This is a genomic window from Viridibacterium curvum, from assembly GCF_039544165.1.
In the GTDB taxonomy this organism is placed as follows: domain Bacteria; phylum Pseudomonadota; class Gammaproteobacteria; order Burkholderiales; family Rhodocyclaceae; genus Viridibacterium; species Viridibacterium curvum.
The window spans coordinates 195,192-218,903 of record NZ_BAABLD010000007.1; the positions used below are offsets into that span (position 1 = coordinate 195,192).

A 23,712-nucleotide genomic window follows, 5' to 3' on the forward strand; every position below is an offset into this window, starting at 1 on the left:
CCTGCGGGGTGTTGCTACTCGTGGGCTTCGGCCTCGCGCGCAGCGGCGTCCAGACGACTGGCTACCTCGGCATCGACGGGGTTCATGATGGCAATTGCATAGACGCCGACGAGTATCAGCGCTAGGGCACTTGCCCACAGGGCGGCGGCGCGTTGGCGCAGGTGGGCGCGCAAGGCAGCCTGGTTGAGCACAAGGTGGATCGAAGCGGCAACGACCATGAGGATGCCGAACAGCTTGTGCACCGGGTGCATGCGCAGGCTGAACGAGGGCTGATCCACCACCAGCATCAGCAGGCCCGAGCTGGCCATGGCGATGAAGGATACGAGCAGGGTCATTGCAACAAGTCGGCGTGTCATGACGTGGCGGGCTCCTTGGCAAGGGTGGGCGGTGTAAAGGCAAGCCGGAATTCGGCGCCCGGGTTTGAGTTGTGCGCGCTCAGCCGCCAGTCGTGGGCCTGCGCCACAGCCTGACAGATGGCCAGCCCCAGACCGGCGCCGCCCTCCGCGCTGCCGGGCACGCGCCAGAAGCGCTCGAACAGGTGTGGCAGGTGCGCCTCGGCAATACCGGGTCCCCGGTCGCGCACCGTGAGCGTGTTGTCGCTGAGCGCGAGATGCACCGATGCACCGGCGGGTGATACGTGAATGGCATTCTCGACGAGATTCTTGAGCAGCACGAACAGCGCGCTGCGGTCTCCATCCACCGTGCCGATCTGGTCTGCACGGACATCCAGCTTCACGCCGTGCTGCGTTGCCAGCGGCGCGAGAAAGGCCGTGACTTCACGCATCACGGCGGCTACGTCGATGCTGTCGCGCTGGTAGCTGCGCGGTTCGCTGACCTCGGCCAGCATCAACAGCTGCTGGATCTGGCGCGACATGTGGTCGATGTCCTGCAGCGCGGTCGCGCGCTCCTCGCCGCCACCACCCAATTCGACATGGGCCCGGATCAGCGCCAGTGGCGTCTTGAGTTCGTGCGCTGCATCGGCAAGGAAGCGCTGCTGCCGCTCGAAGCCCTCTTCGAGCCGATTCAGCGCCTGGTTGAACGAGCGCACGAGCGGCGCGATCTCGCTGGGCAGGCCGTCTTCGCCAAGCCGGCGCCATGGGCCGCGCGGCTCGATGCGCTCCGCCTCCTGCGAGATGCGTTGCACGGGCGCCATCACGCGTCGCAGCACCGCCCACAGCACCAGCCCGAGCAGCACGATGGAAATCAGCGACACCAGCAGGAAGCTGGCGCCGAAGGTGTTGCCCAGATCGCCGTGCCGTAGCGCTGTCAGTCGCTCGCTGATGGCGACCTGGAGGTGAAGTGGGCGACCGTCCGGCGCGCTGACCGCTTGCGTAGCCAGATGCAGCGTTACGCCCTGAACAGACAGAGTCAGCGGCGAGGCTGGGGGCATCTGCGTCAGCGGAGAGCCTTCCCAGACCTTGCGCGTTGCGTCGGTCGACCACAGCAGCGTCCTGCCTTGCGCGTCAATCACGCGATACCCTGCATCAAGCGGCAGCGTGTCGAAGATCCATTGCACCTCTTCGCGTAGCGGCGGTATCTGCGGGCGACCCTGGGCGTCGAAATGCAGTTGCTGCGTCAGATAGTGCAGCACACGCTCTGCGGTTCTTGCCGCCAGGTTGCTGTCGTTGCGCATCAGCCAGCTGCCAAGCGTCCCCAGTAGCACGGCCGTAATGAGCCAGGCGCCGATGTAGGCGAGCAGCAGGCGCCCGCTCAGGCTGCAGCCCCAGCGTCTAATACGTGACGGCATAGCCCACGGCCCTCTGGTTGACGATGCGTACGGCCGAGCCCAGCGCCTCCAGCCGCCGGCGCAGCCGATGCACCGCCACGTCCAGTGCATTGGGTGTTACCGCCTCCTGCTGGCCCCAGGCGGCCGCTTCCAGCGTTTGCCGCCGCACCGCTGCGCCCTTGGCCTTGATCAGGCTCAGCATGATCTGCAGCTCGGTGCGCGGCAGGGTGGCCGAGCGTGATGCACATATCATCAGCGATTGCTCCGGATGCAGGGACACATCGCCGAACTCCGGCACCAGCGCTGCTTGCGCGGGCGGCCTGCGCAGCAGCGCGCGCGTGCGCGCCACCAGCTCTTCCATCGAAAAGGGCTTGCACAGGTAGTCGTCGGCCCCGGATTCCAGCCCCTCCACCCGGTCGTGCAGCGCATCACGTGCGGTCAGCAACAGGCAGGGCACATGCTGGCCCGCCTTGCGCAGGCGGGTCACCAGGCTCAGCCCGTCGCCATCCGGCAGACCCCGGTCGATCAGCACGGCCGAGTAGTCCTGCCCCTGTAACGCGGTCCAGGCGTGCTCGACACGCTCGACCCAGTCACAGGCAATCCCCGCCTGGCTGATCGCCTGCCGGATAAGGGCGGCGAGTCGCGGATGGTCTTCGAGCAACAGCACACGCTGCATGGGGTCACACTCCTGCTGGATCAGAACCGGTAGAGATAACCCAGGCGCGCTTCGCCCACCGTGCTGCGTCCGACCAGCGGGCTGTCCTTGATGGCGCTACCCAGCATGGTCACACCTGCGTCCAGAAACACCGTCTGGGCCGGCGTCAGCCGGTAGTCCACGCGCAAACCCAGTTCCGAATTGACGGTGGAAGAGCCAGCATACTGCGGCCGGTTGCTTCGTGCTTCCGATGCCGACACGCCGTAGTAGTAATCGACGTACTTGCGGTCCAGCCAGATCGCCTTCACGCGCGGTGTAAAGCCCAGATTGTCGACCGCAAATCGGCGCTCCACGCCCAGCGTTACTTTCTGCCCATCGCTATGGCTGGAGGCATCCGCCTGCCAGGCGGCCGACAGCTTGGCAAAGCCCGCCTCCCACATCACCCGGCCGCCCAGCCAGATGCCACCCTTGCGCTCGTCCATGCCATCCAGATACGACGAATCGCTGGCCCGGTAGCCCTCCCGACTCATGCCCGCCGTCAGCGCGTAAGACACCGGGCCGGTCTTGCCCAGCTTTACGTCCAGCCCCGGTCCGAACAAGCGGATCCAGCGGTTCTCATATGTCAGCATCGGCCAGACTTCGGCCTTGCCATCCACGTCGCGATAAGGCTTCTGCGAAGCCGAGGCCACCACGCCCAGGCCCCAGCCCTCCGGCGGCTGGCCGCCACCGGCACTTTCTTGCTGAGCGTAGCTGGCGCCGTGGCTCAGCAGGGCGGTTGCGATGAGGCCTGTACGCAGCAGGCGCCGGGTGTGTCGATGTGTCATGCGAGGCTCCAGAGATAAGGAGCCCGCATGGTGTGGCCAGAAGACTTACCGGATTCTTTCCGGCCACCGGATTTTTCGCGCGGTTTGCCATCGGCCCAGGGCTGCTATCGAGGTCCGCTGCAGGTGCTTGGCTGACACAAGGCGCTCGGCGCAGAGCGTCTGGCCTACCGCGTGTCCGCAGCGGGTGAGAGTGAGGTGAAGGGCTTATGCATCGAGGCGCGGGATGCTACGGTCATCGCGCAGGACGCTGTGGTCACTGGGACCGCGCCGAGTGGCGCGGAAGTGGTGGAGGTGGCGGATTGGTTGCCGATTCACAGCAGTCACGTTGCCTGGGCGAAGGCCGCAGGCCGGGAGTCCGGGGGTATCTGCCTGCCGTTGAGCCTGTGGCCCCGGATTCCGCTCCGCTGTACCCGGGCTATTTGCTGATGAATGTAACCGGCTGACGTCAGCCGGTGTCAGGCGTAAGGCAGGCTCGGTGAGCCCACGCGTTCAGGTGCCCATTGCCGGCATTTGCGTACGCACCCAGCGACGTCAAGCCGCTTTGCGTGCGAGCATCGGCACCACCGCCGCGCGCAAGGCACCCAGCGGCAGCACGATGCGGCCATACACCTCGTTCAGCACATGCGCAGCGGCCACGTAGATGGCGGCGAATCCGCAGAACAGGCCTTCCCAACCGGCCACTACCTTGAGCGCATGGCTGCCGCTCGCGTCAGCCAGTGCCAGTAGCCCGAACAGCACGGTCAGCGAGGCAAACACCACCTGCAGTGCGCGGTTGATGCGCAGCGTGCCTACGAACAGGATCGCCGTGAGCAGACCCCACATCAGCAGAAAAGCCGTCATCGCGCCCGTCGAGCTCGTTTCGGCAAGCCCCGTCTTCGGCAACACGATCAGGGCCACAAGCGTCAGCCAGAAGCAGCCATAGGACGTGAACGCCACCGTGCCGAAAGTATTGCCGGCACACCATTCCAGCAGGCCTGCGATCAATTGGGCGATGCCGCCGTAGAACAGACCCATCGCCAGCACCATCGCACTCAGCTCGAAAATACCGGCGTTGTGCAGGTTCAGCAGCACGGTCGTCATGCCGAAACCCAGCAGGCCCAGCGGTGCGGGATTGGCAGAGGGCGCGGCGCCCCGGGCGTGATCAGCCATCAGAAAACTCCTTGTTCGATGCGCAAGGCGGGCACACGGGGCCCGCAGGAAGAGGCGGTCAGCGCGGAGCGCCGCCACCTTGCGCATCCTGCAGCAAGGCGTCGATGGGGGCTTTCATCCAGATCAAATCAAGGCGCGCCTGCAGGAGGTGTGAAGCGCGCGAACGGCGAGGAGCGTGCAACGCCTGGCGTTATTACTCCGCCTTGCGACCCTCGTCCGCGGTGCCCGGCAGCGAGAAGCTGACGATCAGGGACTTGGGTGTCTGCTTGAAATGCTGGCTGATCGAGGTGCGGGCCAGCGCAGCAATTTCTGCGGTCGTCTTGTCGGCGGGAATGCCCTCGAAGCTGATGTTGATGTTCGTCAGGATGCCGTTGTTCCAGTTGAAGCCTACGAACGGCTTCGAGCCCACCGATTTTTCCAGCTCGGCGGCGACATCTTCGCTGTGCTTGAACCCTTCTTTCATGGTGTCGAATACGCCGCAGCTCGCGAGCAGTGTTGCCAGCAGTGCGATAGCCGTCAGTTTCATCACAGTCGTCAGCCTTTCCAAAAGCGAAGGTATGGGGGCGGGGTCACGTTCTTTCCGGGAGGGATCACGCGGAAGCTGGCGGCTTGCGGAATCTGTGATCACACCAGGCGTCCACTTCCTCGTCCGTGTAACCGAGCAAGGTACTCTCGTAGCGCTCCAGACCTTCCGATTGCCACATGGCCGGCGTACGGTTTCGTATTTCGATCAGCTGGATCATCGCCGGAATGCGCCATGCCTGCCCGGCCAGCGCATAGAACAGACATTTCAACTGAGCTTTGCGCCCCAGGCTGGCGATGTAGTCGCCCTCGATGACAATCGAGTCCTGTACGAAGCGACCACTGATGACGTGCGGCAGGAACTGGCTCTCGGGGAAGATCACATCGTTTGGAAAAACCGACAGATCGTCACAAAAGATGGCCAGCGGCTTCTTGCCCGCCAGCATGAGTTCGAGTTCCCGATTGGTGTGGTTTGCGGCTTGCAGGTCGATCATGAATTCCGGTCTTCCGTTTGAAGTGTGCGGTCAGCGAGCCATTCCGAAGGCTCAGCTACTCCATAAGCGCTTTGTTTTTTCTGTATGCCAGAGCGATCCTCGACGGGACATGAGTACGAGACGACCCGAACCGCAGAGGCCGCCACAAGCGTGACTGACAACGAAGGCTGCCTGATCCTTTGATGCATTGAAGCCGACGTTCGAGAAACCCATCAGGCCTGTTGAATCCGGGAATGTCCGATAGAACAGGTTCCAGAAACCGGGCGTGGAGTCTTCACTGTCCAGCTTGTTCAGCTGGCTTTCCGTTGCGTGAATAATCTCTACCAGGTCAGGCAATTGGGCTCTTGAAAGCAGGATGGGTTGAGCATCGGCAGCACCGGCTTTCAGCAACGCGGCTGCCGTGGACAGCTGGATTTCCGGCAGATCCTCTTGAAGCTGCGCCGGCTCCCGCCAGCGAAAAAATGCGTCCAGCGGCTTGGTTCCTGGATGCACGACCACGATCGCTTTCTTGGGCGGCGGATCTTCCTTGACCACGTCAGTGAGGTACTGCGCGAAAAGACTGTTCTGGGAGACTTCCTGCGAGCAGCCGGGGAGAAGCAGCGCAGCTAACGGGGCGACAAGGAATTTTCTGCGATTCATGGAAAGCCTGATTGGTTGGGCAGGTAGCTGGCGTTTGGCGTCCGAATGCGGAGGCGTAGGGTGGGCTCGGTTAGCTCACGCGTTCAGAGTTTCATCGCTCGACATTCCCGCGTGGGCACACCGTGCCCACCCTACCTGCCTCAGGCAGCAGCGGTGCGTGGGCGCATTTCTCGTCCCGTAGGATCTGTATCGAGTACCGACTCATGCAGGCCTTCAATTGCGTTCAACGTGGGCGCATAGTCTTCATCGGTTTCAACAAGTGTCCAGCCGACTTCATCGACGCTTGAATCCGGGAGTGATGGATCTCCGAGCAGGTAGCAAATATCAAAGAGGAGTTGTCCTTGCATGCCCCTGGCGAGATCGACGATGTCTTCGCGAGCGACTCCCGCGGACAGCATCCGGCCAAGGGCATGGCCTATCCCTGCGAATGGCTGATCCGGATGTGTCGTTGCAGTCGCTATGTTGTCCTCAATCCACGTGTCATCGTTCTCGGATATCACGCGCGACCAAGCTTGCCGGAGGAACAAGAAGCGATGCAGTTGATTGAAGCCTTCATTCACTTGCGATGAAGCCCAGCTCTCCGGGCTTTGTGCGCCAAGCTCCCGGAACAGCTCTGTGAGTGCTTTGATATCAGTTGGTATCGACATTAGTTTTCTTCTTCAATGCAGAAGCGGAGATGACGATAGCGCGTAGGGTGCGTTCGCGCAGCGACCCACCATTTGCATGCGGCAGATGACGGTGGGTTGTCGCTTCGCTCCGAAACCGCCCTACACCAAAGTCATCCCAATGCTGCCGTAACTATCTCCTGCGCCTCCCGCACGATCTGCTGCAGATGTTCTGCCGACACAAAACTCTCTGCGTAGATCTTGTAGATGTCTTCGGTGCCTGAAGGTCGCGCGGCGAACCAGCCGTTGGCCGTGGTGACCTTGAGGCCGCCTATGCCGGCGCCGTTGCCGGGGGCTTTGGTGAGCTTGGCGGTGATGGCTTCGCCGGCGAGCTCGGCGGCCTGCACCTTCTCGGGCGTGAGTTGCTTGAAGGCCTTCTTCTGCTCGGGCGTCGCTGCAGCGTCGATGCGGGTGTAGTAAGGCGTACCGTACTGCGCGGTGAGTTCCTGGTAGTGCTGGCCGGGGTCCTTGCCGGTGACGGCGGTGATTTCGGCGGCGAGCAGGCCGAGGATGATGCCGTCCTTGTCGGTGGTCCACACGCTGCTGTCGCGGCGCAGGAAGCTGGCGCCGGCGCTTTCTTCACCGCCAAAGCACAGGCTGCCATCGGCGAGGCCGGGTGAGAACCATTTGAAGCCGACGGGCACTTCGAGCATGGTTCGGCCGAGGCCGGCGACGACGCGGTCGATCATGCTGCTCGACACGAGGGTCTTGCCGACGGCGGCATTGGTCCAATGCGGGCGGTGGCCGAGCAGGTACTGGATGGCAACGGCCAGATAGTGGTTGGGATTCATCAGGCCTACCGAGGGCGTGACGATGCCGTGGCGGTCGACGTCGGCGTCGTTGCCCCAGGCGATGTCGAAGCGATCCTTGAGGCCGACGAGGCTGGCCATGGCGTAGGGGCTGGAGCAGTCCATGCGGATCTTGCCGTCGTGGTCCAGGGTCATGAAGCCGAAGGTGGGATCGACCTTGGGGTTCACGACTTCGATGTTGAGGCCGTACTGTTTGGCGATGCGATCCCAGTAGGCGACCGCCGCGCCGCCCATGGGGTCGACGCCGATCCTGAGGCCTGACTTGCGGATCGCCTCCATGTCGATGACCGCGCCGAGGTCAGCGATGTAGTCGGCGGCGAAGTCGTATTGCGAGACTTGGGGCGCGGCGATGGCCTGTGCGTAGGGCAGGCGCTTGACGCCGGTGTTGCCGGAGGCGAGCAGGGCATTGGCGCGGTTCTCTATCCAGCCGGTGACATCGGTATCGGCTGGGCCGCCGTGGGGCGGGTTGTACTTGAAACCGCCGTCCTGCGGCGGGTTGTGCGAAGGGGTGATGATCAGGCCATCGGTAAGGCCTGTGGTCTTGCCCGCGTTATGCACGAGGATGGCGCGCGAGATCACCGGCGTGGGCGTGTAGCCGTCGTCCGACTGCAGCACCGTGGTCACGCCGTTGGCGGCCAGCACCTCGATGGCGCTGCGCTGCGCGGGGGCCGACAGCGCGTGCGTGTCCTTGCCGATGAACAGCGGGCCGTTGATGCCTTGGGCCGCGCGGTACTCGCACACCGCCTGGGTGATGGCGAGGATGTGCGCCTCGTTGAAGCTCTTGTTGAAGGCGCTGCCGCGATGGCCGCTGGTGCCGAAGGCCACGCGTTGCGTGGCGATACTGACGTCGGGCTGCTCCAGATAGGCGACGAGCAGGGCGTCGACATTCATCAGAAGTTCGGCAGGGACGGGTTTGCCAGCGAGGGGGTGGGCCATCAGGTGCTCCGGGGCAAAAGGGTGAGGGGACGACAGGCTGCAGCTCGAATACTAATCGACGAAAGGAATTTGTCCGCCGTTCGTCAAGCAAGAACAGGGCAAGCAGGGCTGGGCTGGAACCAATTTTCAGCAGGCCGAGTCGGAGGCGTTCATTCGTGCAGAAGTTGCAACAAACATTTGCCGGTGGGCACCTTTCTCTCAATCCCTGTGCTGCATAGAGTGCGCGGCACGAATCATCTGTCTTCGGGCATTTCCATGAGCAGCAGTTCAGTAGCGTCTTACACCCGTATTGCCATCAGCCTGCACTGGTTGATGGCGCTGGCCATCATCGGCGCATTCTGCGTGGGTCTTTATATGGTCGATTTGCCGTTCTCGCCGCAGAAGCTGCAGATCTACTCCTGGCACAAGTGGGCCGGCGTCAGCATCTTCGCGCTGGCCCTGATCCGCATTGTCTGGCGCCTGACGCATCGCCCGCCAGAGCCGCCGGATCACATGCCACGCTGGCAGCGCGCTGTGGCCGAAGTGACGCACAACCTCCTGTACGTGTTGATGCTGGCGATCCCCTTCAGTGGCTGGCTCATGAGCTCGGCCAAAGGCGTGCCCACCGTCTGGTTCGGCGTACTGCCCTTGCCCGACTTGCTAGTGCGCGATGTGGAGCTGGGCAAGCAACTTGCCAGCGTGCATGCCGCGCTCAACTACACGCTCGCTGCTCTGGTGCTCGCCCATGTCGGGGCTGCGCTCAAACACCATCTCATCGAACGCGACACGGTGCTCGTGCGCATGCTGCCGCTGCTGCGTCAGCGCTGAGCCCAACCCATCTTCTTCGGAGAAATCACCATGCAGATCACCTTCCGCCGCGCACTCGTCGGCGCCGCCGCACTGCTGAGCCTCGTTGCGGCGCAAGCCGTCGAGTACAAGCAGATACTCAGCGACAAGAGCACGCTGGGCTTCGTCTATAAGCAGATGAATGTGCCCATGGAGGGCAGCTTCAAGCGCTTCAAGAGTCAGCTTGTTTTCGACCCGGCCAAGCCCGCCGCAGGCAGCGCGCAGTTCGAGATTGATGTTGCCAGCATCGACACCGGCTCACCTGAAGGCAACGAAGAGGTGGCGGGCAAGCTGTGGTTCAACACCAAGGCCTTCCCGACTGCGAAGTTCGTGTCGAGTGCCATCAAGCCGCTGGGCAATAACCGCTTCGAAGTGAGCGGCAAAATGAGCATCAAGGGCCGCACGCTGGATGTGACCACCCCTGCCACCTACCGCCAGGACGGCGCCAACGGCGTGTTCGAAGGCACTTTCGTTCTGAAGCGCGCCGACTATGGCATCGGCGAAGGCGTGTGGGCCGACTTCGGCACTGTTGCCAACGAAGTCCAGATCAAGTTCCGTCTGCTGGCTGCTGCCGGCAAGTAAACCCCAAGCAAATATCCCACCCCAAACAGGAGTCCATCAATGAAGAAGATCACCCTGGCAGCCCTGCTGTCCTCGTTTGCCGCCGCCAGCTTTGCTGCACCCGAAACCTTCGCCATCGACCCGACGCATACCGCGCCGCGATTCGAGTACAACCACTTCGGTTACAGCAACCAGCAACACCGCTTCGACAAGACCAGCGGCAAGATCGTGCTGGACCGCGCGGCCAAGACGGGTTCGGTTGAAGTGGTGATCGATGCCAAGTCGGTGAACACCGGCTATGACGTGTTCAACGGCCATCTGCAGGGTGAGGATTTCTTCGACACCGCCAAGTTCGGCAGCATTACCTTCAAGTCGACCGGCGTGAAGTTCGACGGCGACAAGCCCGTCTCCATCGACGGCAACCTGACCATCAAGGGCGTCACCAAGCCGGTGACCTTGACGGTGACCAACTACACCTTCGCTCCGCACCCGATGCTGAAGAAGGACGCCATTGGCGCCAATGCGGTGGCCAAGGTGAAGCGCACCGACTTCAACATGGGCAAGTACGCACCCTATGTGTCGGATGAAGTGACCCTGGTGATCGCGGTCGAGGCGATCAAGGAATAGAAGTGCGATTTGTAGGGAAAAAGCCCACGGCCTGCCGTGGGCTTTTTTTCGCGACCGTATTCCTTGGACGGCGCCTTCACAGAACGCAGACAGACACATCTTTGCCAGGCCACCTTGTCAGAGTCGGCAAGAAAGCGATTCAAATTCGTTGTTTGTGGCAATTTTGGCGAATTTTGATATAAGGCGGAGACGAGTTGTTCTGTCAGAAAAAACCTTAAGGACATCTCTGCATTGCTTTGTGTGATTTTTTTGATGAATCCATTAATTTTGTTTTTTGTTTTTGTTTCTGCCAAATATACTTGGCTCATCCGAGACCGAATCGGGCGCGTTCCTGAATCGGTCCGGTGATTGGTAGTTGATAAGCAGTATTCCAATTAGATCAGGAGACAGGTATGCGTTTCACACTCAAAGCCACCGCTGCGCTTGCTGCCCTCGCGTGCGGCACCTCCGCTTTTGCAGCCAACACGGGCGGTTTCGCGACTACCGACGGCGGTAACGTCACCGGGGCCAAGTTCGTGACTGCGGCCACCATGGAAGACATCATTGCTGCTGTGGCCGCGGCACGCATTGATCCCACCACGGGCGCGAAGGTGACTTCGGGTGCCTACCCGCTGGTGATTACCTACACCGGCAACGAAGACGCCAAGATCGCCCAGATCGTCAAGGATCACACCAAGGATGCGAGCGGTAATTGTCCGAATCCGCACTGGAATGACGCCTATCGCGAAGTGTCCCTGAAGGACTTCACCAAGGGCATCACCATCCAGGGCGCAAACGGTTCGTCTGCCAACTTCGGCATCACCATCGTCAATGGCGGCAATGTCGTCATCAAGAACATGAAGATCGGTGCGCTGGCTGGCGCGAACAATGATGCCGACATGATCCGCATCGACAATTCCCCGAACGTGTGGATCGACCACAACGAACTCTTCGCGGTGAACAACGAATGTAACGGCTCGCCGGACGGCGACCTGACCTTCGAGTCGGCCATCGACATCAAGAAGAACGCCACCAACGTGACGGTCTCCTACAACTACATCCATGACAGCAAGAAGGTCGGTCTGGACGGTCACACGCAGAGTAACGGTACGACCGATTACCAGCGCAACATCACCTACCACCACAACGTGTACTACAACGTGAACGCCCGTTTGCCGCTGCAGCGCGGTGGCTTGGTGCATGCGTACAACAATCTGTACTCCAAGATCACCAGCTCCGGCATCAACGTGCGCGCTGGCGGCAAGGCGATTGTCGAACGCAACTACTTCGAGAACTCCCTGAATCCGCTGACCTGCCGTTACGACACTGTGGGTTGTGGCACCTGGTATCTGGATAGCAACAACACGACCAGTTCGGCCAGCAACGCTACATATGGCATCACCTGGGATGACGCTGGTTCGGGTGGTATCAATGCGGACACCTGGACATCGACCCTCACGGCCAAGCCTTCCCTGACCTACACATACGAGCCAGTTTCAGCTCAGTGCGTGAAGGACAAGCTGGCGCAGTATGCAGGTGTGGGCAAGAACGGGGCGACCCTGACGGCTGCAGCCTGCGGCACCTCCACTTCGTCGTCCAGCGCTGCCAGCTCAAGCGTTGCCTCCAGCTCGTCGTCGAGCAAGGCCAGCTCCAGTGCGGCTTCGTCCAGCGTTGCCTCCAGCGCAGCAAGCTCGGCAGCAAGCAGCGCGTCGAGTTCTTCGGTCACCGCCCCGGTGCTGAGCGGCACGGGTGACTACCCGAGCGGCTGGAGCAAGTGCGCTGATCTGGGCGGTACCTGCACGGCCAGCTCAACGGGCTGGGTGGCCTTCGGTCGCAAGGGCAACTGGGTGACCAAGTACGTTGGTTCCGGCAAGACCATCGCTTGTACCGTGGCTGCCTTCGGTTCCGACCCTGCCGGCAACCCGAACAAGTGCTCCACGAAGTAAGTACCGGCGTTTGAAAGAGCTCTAATTCTCCTCGCCCTTCGGGGCGAGGAAGCTCGGGCGAAAGTCCTGAGCACGATGTTCTGGGTACCAGGCAGCCAAGCATCTTTCACAGGGCTGTCCTGGAGGTGAGTCAGACGCGATTCACCGTCTCCCCGGTCTGCGCGGTGTTTTTTGCGCGGAACGCTGCGATCCGTGTTTTCCGTTCAGGGAGCACGGATTTTTTATTTCTGGCGTTGGCAACAAGCCTCGAACATCGAGGCTGTGCGGCTTTGTCGAGGGGGCTTGACGGCGCTCTCTACGCCGGACGCTGGGGCCAAAGATGAGCCCGGACACGGGATCGACAGGTCAGGTGAGTGACCGAGCGTTTTGTCAGACAAATTCTTAAGGGTTTTGCCGCATTGCGGTACGCAACTTTTTTGAATGGGTGGATCAGGAAAATTTTGGTTTACCCAAAAAACCAAATATACTCCGCCCCGTCCACGGTCCCCGAGCAGGTTGTCAGGCTGAGAGATCGCGGTTCCTAGCAGTACATAAAACACAGGAGACAGATATGCGTTTCACTCTCAAGGCTACGGCAGCCATTGCCGCGCTTGCTTTTGGTGGCTCGGCATTCGCCGCTAATACTGGAGGCTTTTCGACGGCTGACGGCGGCAATCAGACCGGCTCCAAGTCGGTCACGGTCAGCACCATGCAAGGCATCATCGACGCGATCGCAGCGGCGCGTCTTGACGCAAATGGCAAAAAAGTCACTGGCGGTGCTTACCCCGTCATCATTACCTATACCGGTAACGAAGACGCGCTGATCGCCCAGATCGTCAAGGATCACACCAAGGATGCTTCCGGTAACTGCCCGAAGCCCCACTGGAACGATACCTATCGTGAAGTCGAGATCAAGGAATTCACCAAGGGCATCACCATTCAGGGTGCTAACGGTTCGTCGGCCAACTTCGGTATCACGATCAAGAGCGGCTCGAACAACGTCGTCATCAAGAACATGAAGATTGGCGCGCTTGGCGGTGCCAACAACGACGCCGACATGATCCGCATCGACGGTTCGTCCAACGTGTGGATCGACCACAACGAACTCTTCGCTGTGAACAACGAATGTAACGGCTCGCCGGACGGCGACCTGACCTTCGAGTCGGCCATCGACATCAAGAAGGACTCGCACAACATCACCGTCTCGTACAACTACATCCACGACAGCAAGAAGGTCGGCCTGGATGGTTCCTCCGCCAGCGACATCGCCGGTGGCCGCGAGATCACCTTCCACCACAACTACTACTACAACGTGAACGGCCGTTTGCCGCTGCAACGTGGTGGCTGGACCCACATCTACAACAACTTCTACGACAAGATCACCGAGTCGGGCATCAACGTCCGCACTGGCGGTTACTCCTTGATCGAAAAGAACTGGTTCCAGAACGCCATCAACCCGGTGACCTGCCGTTACGACGTGGTCAACTGCGGCAAATGGGATCTGCGCAACAACAACGCCACGAAGGCAGCTGACAACGCCACTTACAACATCAGCTGGACGGATTCGGGCGGCGGCGCCAACGCCGACACCTGGACGACCACGGCAGCTTTCCCGAAGACCCTGACCTACACCTATGAAGCGGTGTCGGCACAGTGCGTCAAGGATAAGCTGGCTCAGTATGCTGGTGTGGGTAAGAACGGCGCACAACTGACGGCTGCTGCCTGCGGCACGACGACTTCGTCGTCCTCGTCGAGCGTTGCTTCGAGCTCGTCTTCCAGCGTCGCCTCCAGCTCTTCGTCGAGCGTCGCGTCGAGCTCGTCGTCGAGCAAGTCCAGCTCGTCGTCTTCGGTTGCCAGCTCGTCGAGCAGCTCGGCCAGCAGCGCTCCGGTGCTGAGCGGCACGGGTGATTACCCGAACAACTTCAGCAAGTGCTCTGACGAAGGTGCAACCTGCACCCCGTCGCGTGGCACGGGCTGGGTGGCGTTCGGCCGCAAGGGCAAGTGGGTGACCAAGTACGTCGGCGTGGGCAAGAGCATCGCTTGTACGGTTGCTGCCTTCGGTTCTGACCCCGGCGGCGCACCCAACAAGTGCTCGTTCCAGAACTGATACACGCATGACGGAACCTCCTTACTCTTGAGTGGGGAGGGGCCGGAATAAATACCGGGCGGTATGTTTCGCAGTGCGCTGCGAGATGTACCGCCCGGTTTGTTTTTAGGTCTGCTATCTCCGCCGGATTGCAGTTTCCACGGGGGCTTGCAAAGCGCAGCAATACCCGACCGCAGTATTTTTGAAGTGCTGTCGCAAGCCGGATAGCAGCCAGCCTTCTGTCGCGCTTGATGCTTTTCGAGCGCACCTGTGGTCCGCTTTCTATGTTACCGCTGCCATATGGCATACCCGGGAGAAGTGACTTACAAGCAATCTGCCCCCGCGCCTTGCGTGGTTTGGTGGACTCGATCGGGAATGCTGCGCCGCATGGCGCGAAACAGGCGCACCAAATAAAACAATTCATTCGATAAATTCAACAATATTCTGCTTTGCAGCATGTAAATAAATACAAAACCGTTATTTTTGGTAAAAAATGCAAATATACTCAGCGCGCCTAAGAGGGTGACGTAGCTCGCCTGGGAGGGGGCCGCGTCCGCAGAGGCGTCGTAGAAGTTGATAGCAACCAAAAATGGAGACACAAAGACATGCGTATCAAACCTATCGCAGCGATTGCCGCGCTGCTTGCCAGCGGCGCTTCTTTCGCCGCCAGCTCTACCGGCGGCTTTTCAACCGCTGACGGCAACGTCTCGACGGCGCGCAAGTTCACCGCCGCCACCTACACCGAAATCAACACCATCATCGCCAACGCGCGTTACAACGACGCGGGCACCAAGGTGTCGACCGGCGCTTACCCGCTGCACATCACGTACACCGGCAACGAAGACGCGCTGATTGCGCAAATCGTCAAGGATCACACCAAGGATTCTTCCGGCAACTGCCCGGTCGCCCACTGGAACGACGCATACCGCTACATCGAGATCAAGAACTACACCGCTGGCGTGACCATCGAAGGTGCCAATGGCTCCTCCGCCAACTGGGGTATCGTGATCAACGGCGGTTCGAGCAACGTCGTCGTCAAGAACATGAAGATCGGTGCGCTCGGCGGCGCCAACAACGATGCAGACATGATCCGCATCGACAGCGGTTCGAATGTCTGGATCGATCACAACGAGCTGTTCGCCGTGAATAACGAGTGCAACGGTTCGCCTGACGGCGACCTGACCTTCGAGTCGGCCATCGACATCAAGAAGGCTTCGCACAACATCACCGTCTCGTACAACTACATCCACGACAGCAAGAAGGTCGGCTTGGATGGTTCGTCGTCGAGCGACATCGATGGTGGCCGCGAGATCACTTACCACCACAACTACTACAAGAACGTGAATGCCCGTCTGCCGCTACAACGCGGTGGCTGGATCCATGTCTACAACAACCTCTACGACGGCATCACCAGCTCGGGCATCAACACCCGTCAGGCAGGCTACGCGCTGATTGAACGCAACTTCTTCCAGAACGCGGTCAACCCGGTCGTGTGCTTCTACGACAGCGGCAGCAACTGCGGCTTCTGGGATCTGCGCAATAACAACATCACCAGCACCGCTGACTTCGCGACCTACAACATCACCTGGACTACGCCCGCCAGCGGTGACACCAGCGCTTCGGCCTGGACCACCACGGCGACGTTCCCGAAGACGCTGACCTATACGTATGAGCCGGTGACGGCCCAGTGCGTCAAGGACAAGCTGCCCAGTTACGCCGGTGTCGGCAAGAACGGCGCTACGCTGGTAGCTTCGGCCTGTGGCACGACATCGTCTTCGTCGTCCAGCGCAGCGAGCTCCAGCTCCAGCGTTGCATCGAGCTCTTCGTCGAGCGTTGCCTCCAGCTCCTCGTCCAGCGTCGCCAGCTCCGGCTCGTCTTCGGCTGCATCGTCGTCGTCTTCGTCGACCGCTACTGCCATCACGATCCAGGAGAGCACGACCGGCTTCTGCAGCATCGACGGTGCCATCTCGACCAGCAACAGTGGCTACACCGGGACCGGCTATGCCAACCTGGCCAACAGCGCCGGCTCGGGAGTGACCTGGTCGATCAACGCTCCGACAGCAGGCACCTATACCGTCAGCTTCCGTTACTCGAACGGCGGCTCCAGCGCGACGACCTCTGGCAAGTTGCTGGTTAATGGCGCTACGGTGCTGAACAGCAGCACTTTGTTCCCCAAGACGGCCTCCAAGTCCACCTGGAGCACGCTGAGCTTCTCCGTGACGCTTGCCGCCGGGGCCAACAAGATTCGCGTCGAAGCCGGTGCTTCGTCCGAGTTTGCTGACATCGACTACCTGTCTGCCACGGGCGTGACCGCTGTGGCTTGCCAGTGATGCAGTGAGGCAGCCCCGCGAGGGGCCGCTGTTTGTCATCCTGACCAGGTTCCCGTGCTGAGCGCGGGGCCTGTTTGTCCCGGCTACGCCGTTGTGGGTCTTCGGGCCCTGAAGCGGATGCCGGGATTTTTCTTTTGCAGGAAAGGGCTTTGTTACCGGGTGTAGCCGGTCAAGTTTCCGCAAGGTTTGTCGTTGCCTCCCATGGGGGGCCTTGGCTGCGTATGATGGGCGCTTCACGCTTCAAGCATGACAACAATTACAACCTGCACTTGAGTCCAGAGCTGCCTCGCCCATGAAACTCATCCGCAATATCCTGACCGTCGCGGGTCTGGAGATGCAGTATTTTTTCCAGCACCGCAAGCTAGCCCTCGCGGTGGTGATCGTGGCCTTCGTGCCAGCGCTGTACTCGCTGATCTACCTGTCCAGCGTATGGGACCCGGAGGCCCATAGCACCGCGTTGCCGGTCGGCATCGTCAATCTGGATGAGGGCCTGCAGTATCGTGATCACGTTTTCAATATCGGCTTGGATGTCCAGCGCACACTCAAGGCACAGGGACGTTTCGGTTTCCGCGAGCTGATCGATGAAGACGAGGCACGTCGTCAGGTCCGCCGGGGCGACCTGGCCTTCGCCCTGATCCTGCCACGCGACTTCAGCGCCAACGCCATTCCCGGCAACTCGGCCGGTGCCGGCAAGCCCATCGTCGTCCTGTCAGAGGGCAATAACATCGAGAGTGCCGGCATCGCGCGCCGCTTTGCGCAGCGGCTGGACCAGGACATCAACGAGAACCTCAACGAGCAGCGCTGGGGCGTGGTGTTTTCAAACGCACTCGGCTCACAGCGTAGTGTCGACGTGCTGCGCAAGAGTGTGGCCGAGCTCGACCAGGGCGGACGCGCGCTCGCTGACGGCGCATCGCAAACCGCTGCGGGCTCGCAGAAACTCGCGGCCGGCACACACCAGCTGGCCGACAACACGCGCAAGCTCATCGACGGCGCGCAACAAATCGGCGCCGCCCTGGCCAGCATCGACGCACAGCGTCCGCCACAGCAGGATCTCAACCGCCTGCGCAACGGTACCGATGCCCTGGTGCGTGGCCATGAGGCGCTCGGTAACGGACTCGTGGAGCTGCGCAATGGCACCCAGCAACTGCACGTCGGTCTGGAGACCCTGCATTACGAGGTCAGCCAGTCGATGTGGGCGCCCACCGCGCTGACCGACGGAACGCGTGATCTGCTCGAGGGCTCAACCAAGCTCGATGGTGGCGCGCAAGCTGCGGTCGAAGCGAACAACAAGCTATCCGACGGCGCACGCCAGGTGCGTACGGGTACGAACCGGCTGCTGACAGGGGTGCGTACGCTGGGCGACGCGATCCACGAGATCAATACCAAGCTGCCGCCGGCGTCGCAGTACGACGCTCTCTCGCATGGCGCCGAAGAGGTAGAGCAGGGCGCCGACAAGGTGACGCGCGCAACCCGCGACGTCGCTGGTGGTGCCAAGCAATTGTCACTGGGCCTTGCGCAGCTGCATCAGGCCTTGCCCGTCTCGGTGGCCAAGCCTGACGGCAGTCCGCAGGGCCTTGCACACTCAGTCGAGCCTCACCTTGAAGTCGAAGCGCCGGTCGAGAACAGCGGTAGCGGATTTGCCCCAAACATCATCTCGGCCGCGTTATGGCTGGGCGCGGGTGTCGCGGTGTTCCTGCTGCACGTTCGCGTGTTGCCGCAACAGGCGCGCCTCATGCCACCTGTGGCACGCCTGCTCGGCAAGCTGACGATACCAACCGGCGTCGTCGTCCTGCAGGTGCTGGCCATTCTCGCCCTCGTCAGCTGGGTGTTGCGCATCCAGATCCAGCACCCCCTGGCATTCACACTCATCCTGATACTTAGTGCCATGACCTTCCTGCTGATCACCTTCGCGCTGGCGCGTGCCGGCGGCGATGCAGGCAAGGGCATCGCAATGGTGTTGCTGGCAGTTCAGCTCTCGTCTTCGGGCGGCATCATGCCTGTGGAGTTGTCGGGTCGGCTTTTCATGGACATCAGCCCCTGGCTGCCGCTGACCTGGGTCATCAAGGCGCTCAAGGCCAGCATGTTCGGTGCCTTTGAAGGAGACTGGATGACGCCGGTGCAGGCCGTGCTGCCCTGGACCATCATCGCGGCGATGTTCGCGATCTATGTGGGGCGCTGGCGCTTTGTGGATCAGGGTGCGCTGCGTCCGCCGGTGGATATTTAGCTGGCCATAAGCGAGCTGTCTTAACTGTTTGCTGGAGGTGTTTGATGGACGTCATGTCGTTCTGGAAACTAATTGATAAATCACGTCGTGCCTCGGACGGCGATCCAGAGCAGCAGGTCGAGGAGATGAAGGCTCTTCTTGATGATTTGTCGACAGAGGACGTCGTCGAGTTTCAGCACATTTTTGACTCACTTTTCCGCTCGTCATATACGTGGCCGCTTTGGGGGGCTGCATATGTGATTGGTGGGGGTTGCTCGGATGACGGATTCGATTACTTTCGTGGATGGCTGATTTCCCGGGGAGAGAAGGCCTTCAGTACAGCGCTCGCCGACCCTGATAAATTGGGCGCGTTTATCAAAGAAGGGGACGAAGACCTGTACTGTCAGGTGGAGGGCTGGCAGTCGGTTGGTATAGACGTTTGGTGCAGGAGGACGGGGCTTCCGTACTCCGTATTCCCAACAATTCCGGCCGCTGCTCAGATGAATGGGCCAGACGGTGAGGAATGGGTAGAAGAGGATCTGGATCATCTCTACCCGAAGCTCGCCAAGCGCTTCGGCTAGTCGTTGCGCGTTGGCTGTCGCGATAGCTCGTTGAGGTATAGCCGCTACCCGACTTGCGGGCTACACACGACGGACCTCCGCCTTACATCACTCCCGCGAAAACCGCGTCCCCAACTGCCAGTTCCCTGCCGCGTCGGCCGTCCCGCTGACCACCAGCTGACGCACATTCGGATTTGCCACATCAAGCGGATTGGCCGGGCGTGAAATGTCCTGCACGCTCAGCTGCGCGGCACTGCCGGTGAAGCGCACGCGCAAGCTCTTGTTGGCGATGCTCAGCACGGCGGTCTGTCCCTCGATGCGTATCGCGGCTTCGGTGGTCATCGCCCAGCGCACGCTGCTGCCGGGTTTGGCGCCGGCGATTTCGTCCTGCAGTGAGACGGCATTCGATTCGAAGCGCGCCTGGCGTGTCGCGCGTTTGAGTTGACCGGGCAGGAATACTGGGGTGAGGTCGATGAGGGCTTCGTTCTCGCCGGGCATGGCCAGCGTGGCCATGCCGGTGGCGTTGTGCAGTTGAAGGTCCACCATCAGCGTGCTGTGTGCCGCGTTGCCGAGGCGAAACACTTTCCAGCGCGGCGAATCCTGTTTCATGTTCCACAGATCTACGCCACGGCTTTCGAGGCTGTTGTAATCCTGCATGCCCAGGTCCCGTGCCCAGCGCACCCCATCGAAGTCGAGCACAAAGCTGCCGGCGTCCATGTGCGCATGGTTGTGTGCGGCCCCACCGGCCTTGATCGCGAAGTAAAGCGCATTCGGGTCCGTCCACGACGAGCGCCAGATGGCGACCGGTTGATGGCCCTGGCCAGCAAAGTGAAGAGGGGGCGGGGCGTCGTTGCCCGCCGTGGGCCACCACAGGGCTGCGAGGGGCGCAAAGCGCTCGCTGAGTCCCTGCTTGTTGCGAATCATCGTGCGTTTGGGCGCGAGCAGACCCGGCTGCTTCAACTCTCGGGCGAGGTAGAAGAAGGGCGTTGCCAGCTCCTGGCCTTCACCGCTATCGGAGAAATTGAAATGCTTGCCCGTGGGGCCGACGGCATGCGCGTAGAACTCGGCGCTGCGTAGCAGTCCGGGTGCCTGCAGCAGGCCCCAGTCTGTGTTGCGCAGCCCACGCAGGGCGGCGATCAGCAGCACCTCGTAGCTCGTGCCATAGGTCCAGTAGCCGGGGCCTTCGGGATAGACGCCATCAGGCCTGTAAGCGTCCAGTGCGAGGAAGGCCTTCGTGCGTGCCGCGGCGAGCAGGTCGGCGGCAAGCTCCGGCTCGTCGTCTTCGACAGCCAGGGCGCCCAGCACCATGCCGCCAATGCACACCTGCCCCCAGTTGTTCGTCATGTCGAATGTCTTGTGACCGTGACGCGCCTGGGCGATGCCCTTGTCGACAATGGCGCGGCGAACGGTGCGGCGATCTTCTTCGCTGAGTGCGCTGTAGAGCCAGTCATAGCTGATTGCGAGGCCGGCCGTCATCTCTGCGACGTCGAGATAATGGCTCGGGTTCCAGTCGCTGAAGCTGGCCACGTTGAGCATCTCGCGGCGCGCGCGGTCCAGCCACACCTCGTTGCCCGTCACGCGCCAGGCAAAGGCCCATAGCAGGCTGCGGCGAATGAATTCGCGTGACACATCCAGCAGGCGCTTGCCCTGCAGCTTGCGCTCCAGCAGCGACAGGCGCAGGTCGCTGTTGGCGCGTTCGAGCAGCAGCATCACAAAACGGTCGAGGTCGGCGTCCAGCTTGCGGCGGGTGGCCAGCGCCTGAAAGTCGGCGTCGGTCGCCAGCAGGCGCGGCACGCGACGCTTCGCCCCGCCAGTCGTCTTGACCGTGGGGGCACTGGCGCAGGCGGCGAGCAGTGGGAGCAGGCTCAGGAAATCGCGACGATGCATGGAGAGTCCTTGGGTGGGGGCGCAGAGGAGTCTACGGCAGGCGGACGGCCCTTCTGCAGGACAGCCGCCAGGCGCGGAACGGGCAGGCGTCATCATGGCGGCGCAGCCCTGCGGCATACTGCCAGCTCTACATGCTGAGTCCTGTGACCATGCTGCACACACTGGCCATTTCGGGTTACCGCTCGCTGCGCGATCTGGTGCTGCCCCTGCAAGGGCTCAACCTCATTGTGGGCGCCAATGGCAGTGGCAAATCCAGCGTCTACCGTGCCCTGCGCTTGCTCGCCGAAGCCGGGCAGGGCGGACTGATTGCATCGCTGGCGCGGGAGGGTGGTTTGCCCTCCACGCTGTGGGCGGGGCCGGAGAATTTTTCGCGCGCGGTGTTGCGGGGCGAGCACGAGGTCGAGCCCACTTCGCGGAATGGTCCGGTGGCGCTCCAACTGGGGTTCGCCGGCGAAGATTTCAGCTATACCGTTGAGCTGGGGTTGCCCTCCGATGGCAACACAGCCTTCTCGCTCGACCCTCACATCAAGCGCGAAGCCATCTGGACAGGTTCGCGCTACCGCCCAGCCGCCGCTCTGTTCGAGCGACGTGGCGCCATCGTTTCCGCCCGCGAAGGGCGCGACTGGCGCGTCATTTCGCAAGGCGTGCCGACCTTCGACAGCATGCTGGCGCGCTGTGCCGACCCGCAGGCGGCGCCCGAGGTGCTGACGCTGCGCGAGCAGATTCGCTCCTGGCGCTTCTACGACCACTTCCGCTCTGACGCCGATGCCCCCGCGCGCCGGCCGCAGATCGGCACGCATACGCCGGTGCTGGGCCACGACGGCGCCGATCTCGCAGCGGCCCTGCAGACTATCCGCGAGATCGGCGACACGCGCGGCCTTGATGCCGCGATCAACGATGCCTTCCCCGGCTCGCGTGTCGAGATTCTGGTCAGTGACGGTCGCTTCGAGATCGCCATGCACCAGCACGGTCTGCTGCGCCCGCTGCGCGCGGCCGAGTTGTCGGATGGCACGCTGCGCTATCTGCTGCTTGTCGCCGCACTGCTGAGCCCGCGCCCGCCCGGCCTGCTGGTGCTCAACGAACCTGAGACCAGCCTGCATCCTGACCTGCTGCCCGCGCTGGGGCGACTCATCGTGCAGGCCGCTCGTCACACGCAGACCGTAGTCGTGTCGCACGCCGCCCGACTCGTTGCAGCGCTGGAGCACGACGGCGACTGCAACACCCTGCAACTCGAAAAGGAATTCGGCCAGACGCGCATCGCCGGGCAGGGCAATCTCGACAAGCCCGCCTGGGCGTGGCCGCCGTGGTGAGGCGGCTCATCTTTACATCTGCGGCACTTCGCGAAAGCTGCCTGTCGGATTACTCTTTTGCCACACTCGCTCACAGCCGGATCTGCCCCTGAATACTTTGTTCTGACAGGAGTTCGCTTAATGCCTTTCCGTAACGCTTCATGCCTCTCCCGCTCTCTCCTCGTGCGCATGCTGGTGGCGCTGACCGGCCTCATTACGATGACGCTTGCCCACGCTCAAAGTGACGCCAAGGACTGCAGTGACCCGGCGATGTTTCCGACGCGCATTCCCAATTACGTCATCGCCTCGTGCAAGCGCGGCAACGACACCGAGCAGCTGCGCTGGCCGGGCGGGCAGCAGCAGGTGATGGGGCTGCGTTCCGAAGTGGTGTACCGCGTACCGGCGCCTGCGCAGGGCGCGACACCCAAGTACGTTGCGGCCAACTATGCCAATGCAATCACGAAGATCGGCGGCGTGCTGCTCGAAGACCCGGCGAAGACCACGCTGGGCGACCGGCTCACGGCGCGCGTCAATGTCGATGGCAAGGAGGTCTGGGTGCGGCTGTTCAGCGAGCAGGCGGTGGTGGGCGGCAACTGGGTCAGCTACAAGCTGATCACGGTGCAGGTCGACAGCGGCGCACAGGTGGTGTCGGCGCGCAAGATGCTCGAAGCGCTCGACAAGGACGGGTTCATCACGCTCTACATCAACTTCGACACCGCCAAGTGGGACATCAAGCCCGATGCGCAGCCCACCATCAAGGAGATCACCGAATTGCTGCGCAGCCAGCCGCGCCTGCGCCTGTCGGTAGAGGGCCACACCGACAATGCCGGTGCCGCCGCCGCGAACAAGACGCTGTCCGAAAATCGCGCACGTGCCGTAATGGAGGCCCTCGTGAAATCGGGCATCGAAGCCTCACGCCTGAAGAGCGCGGGCTATGGGCAGGAGCGGCCGGTGGCGGACAACCGGACGGAAGAGGGCCGCGCCAAGAACCGTCGCGTCGAGCTCGTCAAACTGCCCTGAG

Annotated in this window: 22 protein-coding genes; 10 read left to right on the forward strand and 12 right to left on the reverse strand. The window is 61.8% G+C overall.

Annotated elements, in window-relative coordinates:
• Positions 1-14: 14 nt before the first annotated feature.
• The 10 genes from ABEA02_RS07170 to pgm all read right to left on the reverse strand — a co-directional run bounded on the left by ABEA02_RS07170 (position 15) and on the right by pgm (position 8,419).
• Positions 15-356: a DUF4405 domain-containing protein gene (locus ABEA02_RS07170; RefSeq protein ID WP_345532197.1), complete on the reverse strand. Its 342-nt coding sequence runs from the start codon at positions 354-356 to the stop codon at positions 15-17.
• Positions 353-1,747 (reverse strand): sensor histidine kinase, encoded by a 1,395-nt coding sequence (locus ABEA02_RS07175; RefSeq protein WP_345532198.1) that lies wholly within the window; start codon positions 1,745-1,747, stop codon positions 353-355. Before ABEA02_RS07175 ends, ABEA02_RS07170 begins: the two co-directional genes overlap by 4 nt.
• On the reverse strand, positions 1,731-2,402 hold the full coding sequence (locus ABEA02_RS07180) for a response regulator transcription factor (RefSeq protein ID WP_345532199.1): 672 nt from the start codon (positions 2,400-2,402) through the stop codon (positions 1,731-1,733). Before ABEA02_RS07180 ends, ABEA02_RS07175 begins: the two co-directional genes overlap by 17 nt.
• Before the next feature lie 20 nt (positions 2,403-2,422).
• Positions 2,423-3,205, reverse strand: coding sequence for a MipA/OmpV family protein (locus tag ABEA02_RS07185; protein WP_345532200.1), 783 nt, complete (start codon positions 3,203-3,205; stop codon positions 2,423-2,425).
• A 531-nt stretch (positions 3,206-3,736) separates the two neighbouring features.
• Positions 3,737-4,354, reverse strand: coding sequence for an acetate uptake transporter (locus tag ABEA02_RS07190; RefSeq protein ID WP_345532201.1), 618 nt, complete (start codon positions 4,352-4,354; stop codon positions 3,737-3,739).
• A gap of 193 nt (positions 4,355-4,547) precedes the next feature.
• Positions 4,548-4,880 (reverse strand): hypothetical protein, encoded by a 333-nt coding sequence (locus ABEA02_RS07195; protein ID WP_345532202.1) that lies wholly within the window; start codon positions 4,878-4,880, stop codon positions 4,548-4,550.
• A 64-nt stretch (positions 4,881-4,944) separates the two neighbouring features.
• Positions 4,945-5,370, reverse strand: coding sequence for a hypothetical protein (locus ABEA02_RS07200; protein WP_345532203.1), 426 nt, complete (start codon positions 5,368-5,370; stop codon positions 4,945-4,947).
• Between the two features lie 51 nt (positions 5,371-5,421).
• Positions 5,422-6,009 carry a hypothetical protein gene (locus ABEA02_RS07205; RefSeq protein WP_345532204.1) on the reverse strand — a complete coding sequence of 196 codons (588 nt, stop codon included), beginning with the start codon at positions 6,007-6,009 and terminating at the stop codon, positions 5,422-5,424.
• Between the two features lie 140 nt (positions 6,010-6,149).
• Positions 6,150-6,656 (reverse strand): hypothetical protein, encoded by a 507-nt coding sequence (locus ABEA02_RS07210; RefSeq protein ID WP_345532205.1) that lies wholly within the window; start codon positions 6,654-6,656, stop codon positions 6,150-6,152.
• A gap of 131 nt (positions 6,657-6,787) precedes the next feature.
• The gene (pgm, locus tag ABEA02_RS07215; RefSeq protein WP_345532206.1) at positions 6,788-8,419 is read right to left on the reverse strand and encodes a phosphoglucomutase (alpha-D-glucose-1,6-bisphosphate-dependent); all 1,632 of its coding nucleotides are present in this window, start codon (positions 8,417-8,419) and stop codon (positions 6,788-6,790) included.
• Between the two features lie 255 nt (positions 8,420-8,674).
• On the opposite strand from pgm, the gene ABEA02_RS07220 reads away from it, so the two are divergent.
• The 5 genes from ABEA02_RS07220 to ABEA02_RS07240 all read left to right on the forward strand — a co-directional run bounded on the left by ABEA02_RS07220 (position 8,675) and on the right by ABEA02_RS07240 (position 14,443).
• Entirely contained in the window at positions 8,675-9,226 is a 552-nt protein-coding gene (locus ABEA02_RS07220; protein ID WP_345532207.1) for a cytochrome b, read from the forward strand.
• A 30-nt stretch (positions 9,227-9,256) separates the two neighbouring features.
• A complete protein-coding gene (locus tag ABEA02_RS07225; RefSeq protein WP_345532208.1) occupies positions 9,257-9,826 on the forward strand; it encodes a YceI family protein in 570 nt (189 codons plus the stop codon).
• A 39-nt stretch (positions 9,827-9,865) separates the two neighbouring features.
• Complete coding sequence (locus ABEA02_RS07230; protein ID WP_345532209.1) at positions 9,866-10,432, forward strand: YceI family protein; 567 nt, start codon at positions 9,866-9,868, stop codon at positions 10,430-10,432.
• Between the two features lie 392 nt (positions 10,433-10,824).
• A complete protein-coding gene (locus ABEA02_RS07235; RefSeq protein ID WP_345532210.1) occupies positions 10,825-12,357 on the forward strand; it encodes a pectate lyase family protein in 1,533 nt (510 codons plus the stop codon).
• A gap of 550 nt (positions 12,358-12,907) precedes the next feature.
• The gene (locus ABEA02_RS07240) at positions 12,908-14,443 is read left to right on the forward strand and encodes a pectate lyase family protein (protein WP_345532211.1); all 1,536 of its coding nucleotides are present in this window, start codon (positions 12,908-12,910) and stop codon (positions 14,441-14,443) included.
• Between the two features lie 302 nt (positions 14,444-14,745).
• Here ABEA02_RS07240 and ABEA02_RS07245 read toward each other — a convergent pair whose 3' ends face one another.
• Positions 14,746-15,021 carry a hypothetical protein gene (locus ABEA02_RS07245; RefSeq protein WP_345532212.1) on the reverse strand — a complete coding sequence of 92 codons (276 nt, stop codon included), beginning with the start codon at positions 15,019-15,021 and terminating at the stop codon, positions 14,746-14,748.
• A 6-nt stretch (positions 15,022-15,027) separates the two neighbouring features.
• Here ABEA02_RS07245 and ABEA02_RS07250 point away from each other — a divergent pair, with 6 nt between their 5' ends.
• The 3 genes from ABEA02_RS07250 (at position 15,028) to ABEA02_RS07260 (ending at position 19,536) form a co-directional block, all read left to right on the forward strand.
• Positions 15,028-16,752: a pectate lyase family protein gene (locus ABEA02_RS07250; RefSeq protein WP_345532213.1), complete on the forward strand. Its 1,725-nt coding sequence runs from the start codon at positions 15,028-15,030 to the stop codon at positions 16,750-16,752.
• Positions 16,753-17,044: 292 nt separating this feature from the next.
• Positions 17,045-18,976 carry a YhgE/Pip family protein gene (locus ABEA02_RS07255; protein WP_345532214.1) on the forward strand — a complete coding sequence of 644 codons (1,932 nt, stop codon included), beginning with the start codon at positions 17,045-17,047 and terminating at the stop codon, positions 18,974-18,976.
• Between the two features lie 44 nt (positions 18,977-19,020).
• Positions 19,021-19,536, forward strand: coding sequence for a DUF4240 domain-containing protein (locus tag ABEA02_RS07260; RefSeq protein WP_345532215.1), 516 nt, complete (start codon positions 19,021-19,023; stop codon positions 19,534-19,536).
• 87 nt (positions 19,537-19,623) lie between these two features.
• On the opposite strand, the gene ABEA02_RS07265 is transcribed toward ABEA02_RS07260, so the two are convergent.
• Positions 19,624-21,402 carry a heparinase II/III domain-containing protein gene (locus ABEA02_RS07265; RefSeq protein WP_345532216.1) on the reverse strand — a complete coding sequence of 593 codons (1,779 nt, stop codon included), beginning with the start codon at positions 21,400-21,402 and terminating at the stop codon, positions 19,624-19,626.
• Between the two features lie 149 nt (positions 21,403-21,551).
• Here ABEA02_RS07265 and ABEA02_RS07270 point away from each other — a divergent pair, with 149 nt between their 5' ends.
• Both ABEA02_RS07270 and ABEA02_RS07275 read left to right on the forward strand, forming a co-directional pair.
• Positions 21,552-22,712: an AAA family ATPase gene (locus ABEA02_RS07270; protein ID WP_345532217.1), complete on the forward strand. Its 1,161-nt coding sequence runs from the start codon at positions 21,552-21,554 to the stop codon at positions 22,710-22,712.
• 120 nt (positions 22,713-22,832) lie between these two features.
• The gene (locus tag ABEA02_RS07275; RefSeq protein WP_345532218.1) at positions 22,833-23,711 is read left to right on the forward strand and encodes an OmpA family protein; all 879 of its coding nucleotides are present in this window, start codon (positions 22,833-22,835) and stop codon (positions 23,709-23,711) included.
• Position 23,712 lies beyond the last annotated feature (1 nt).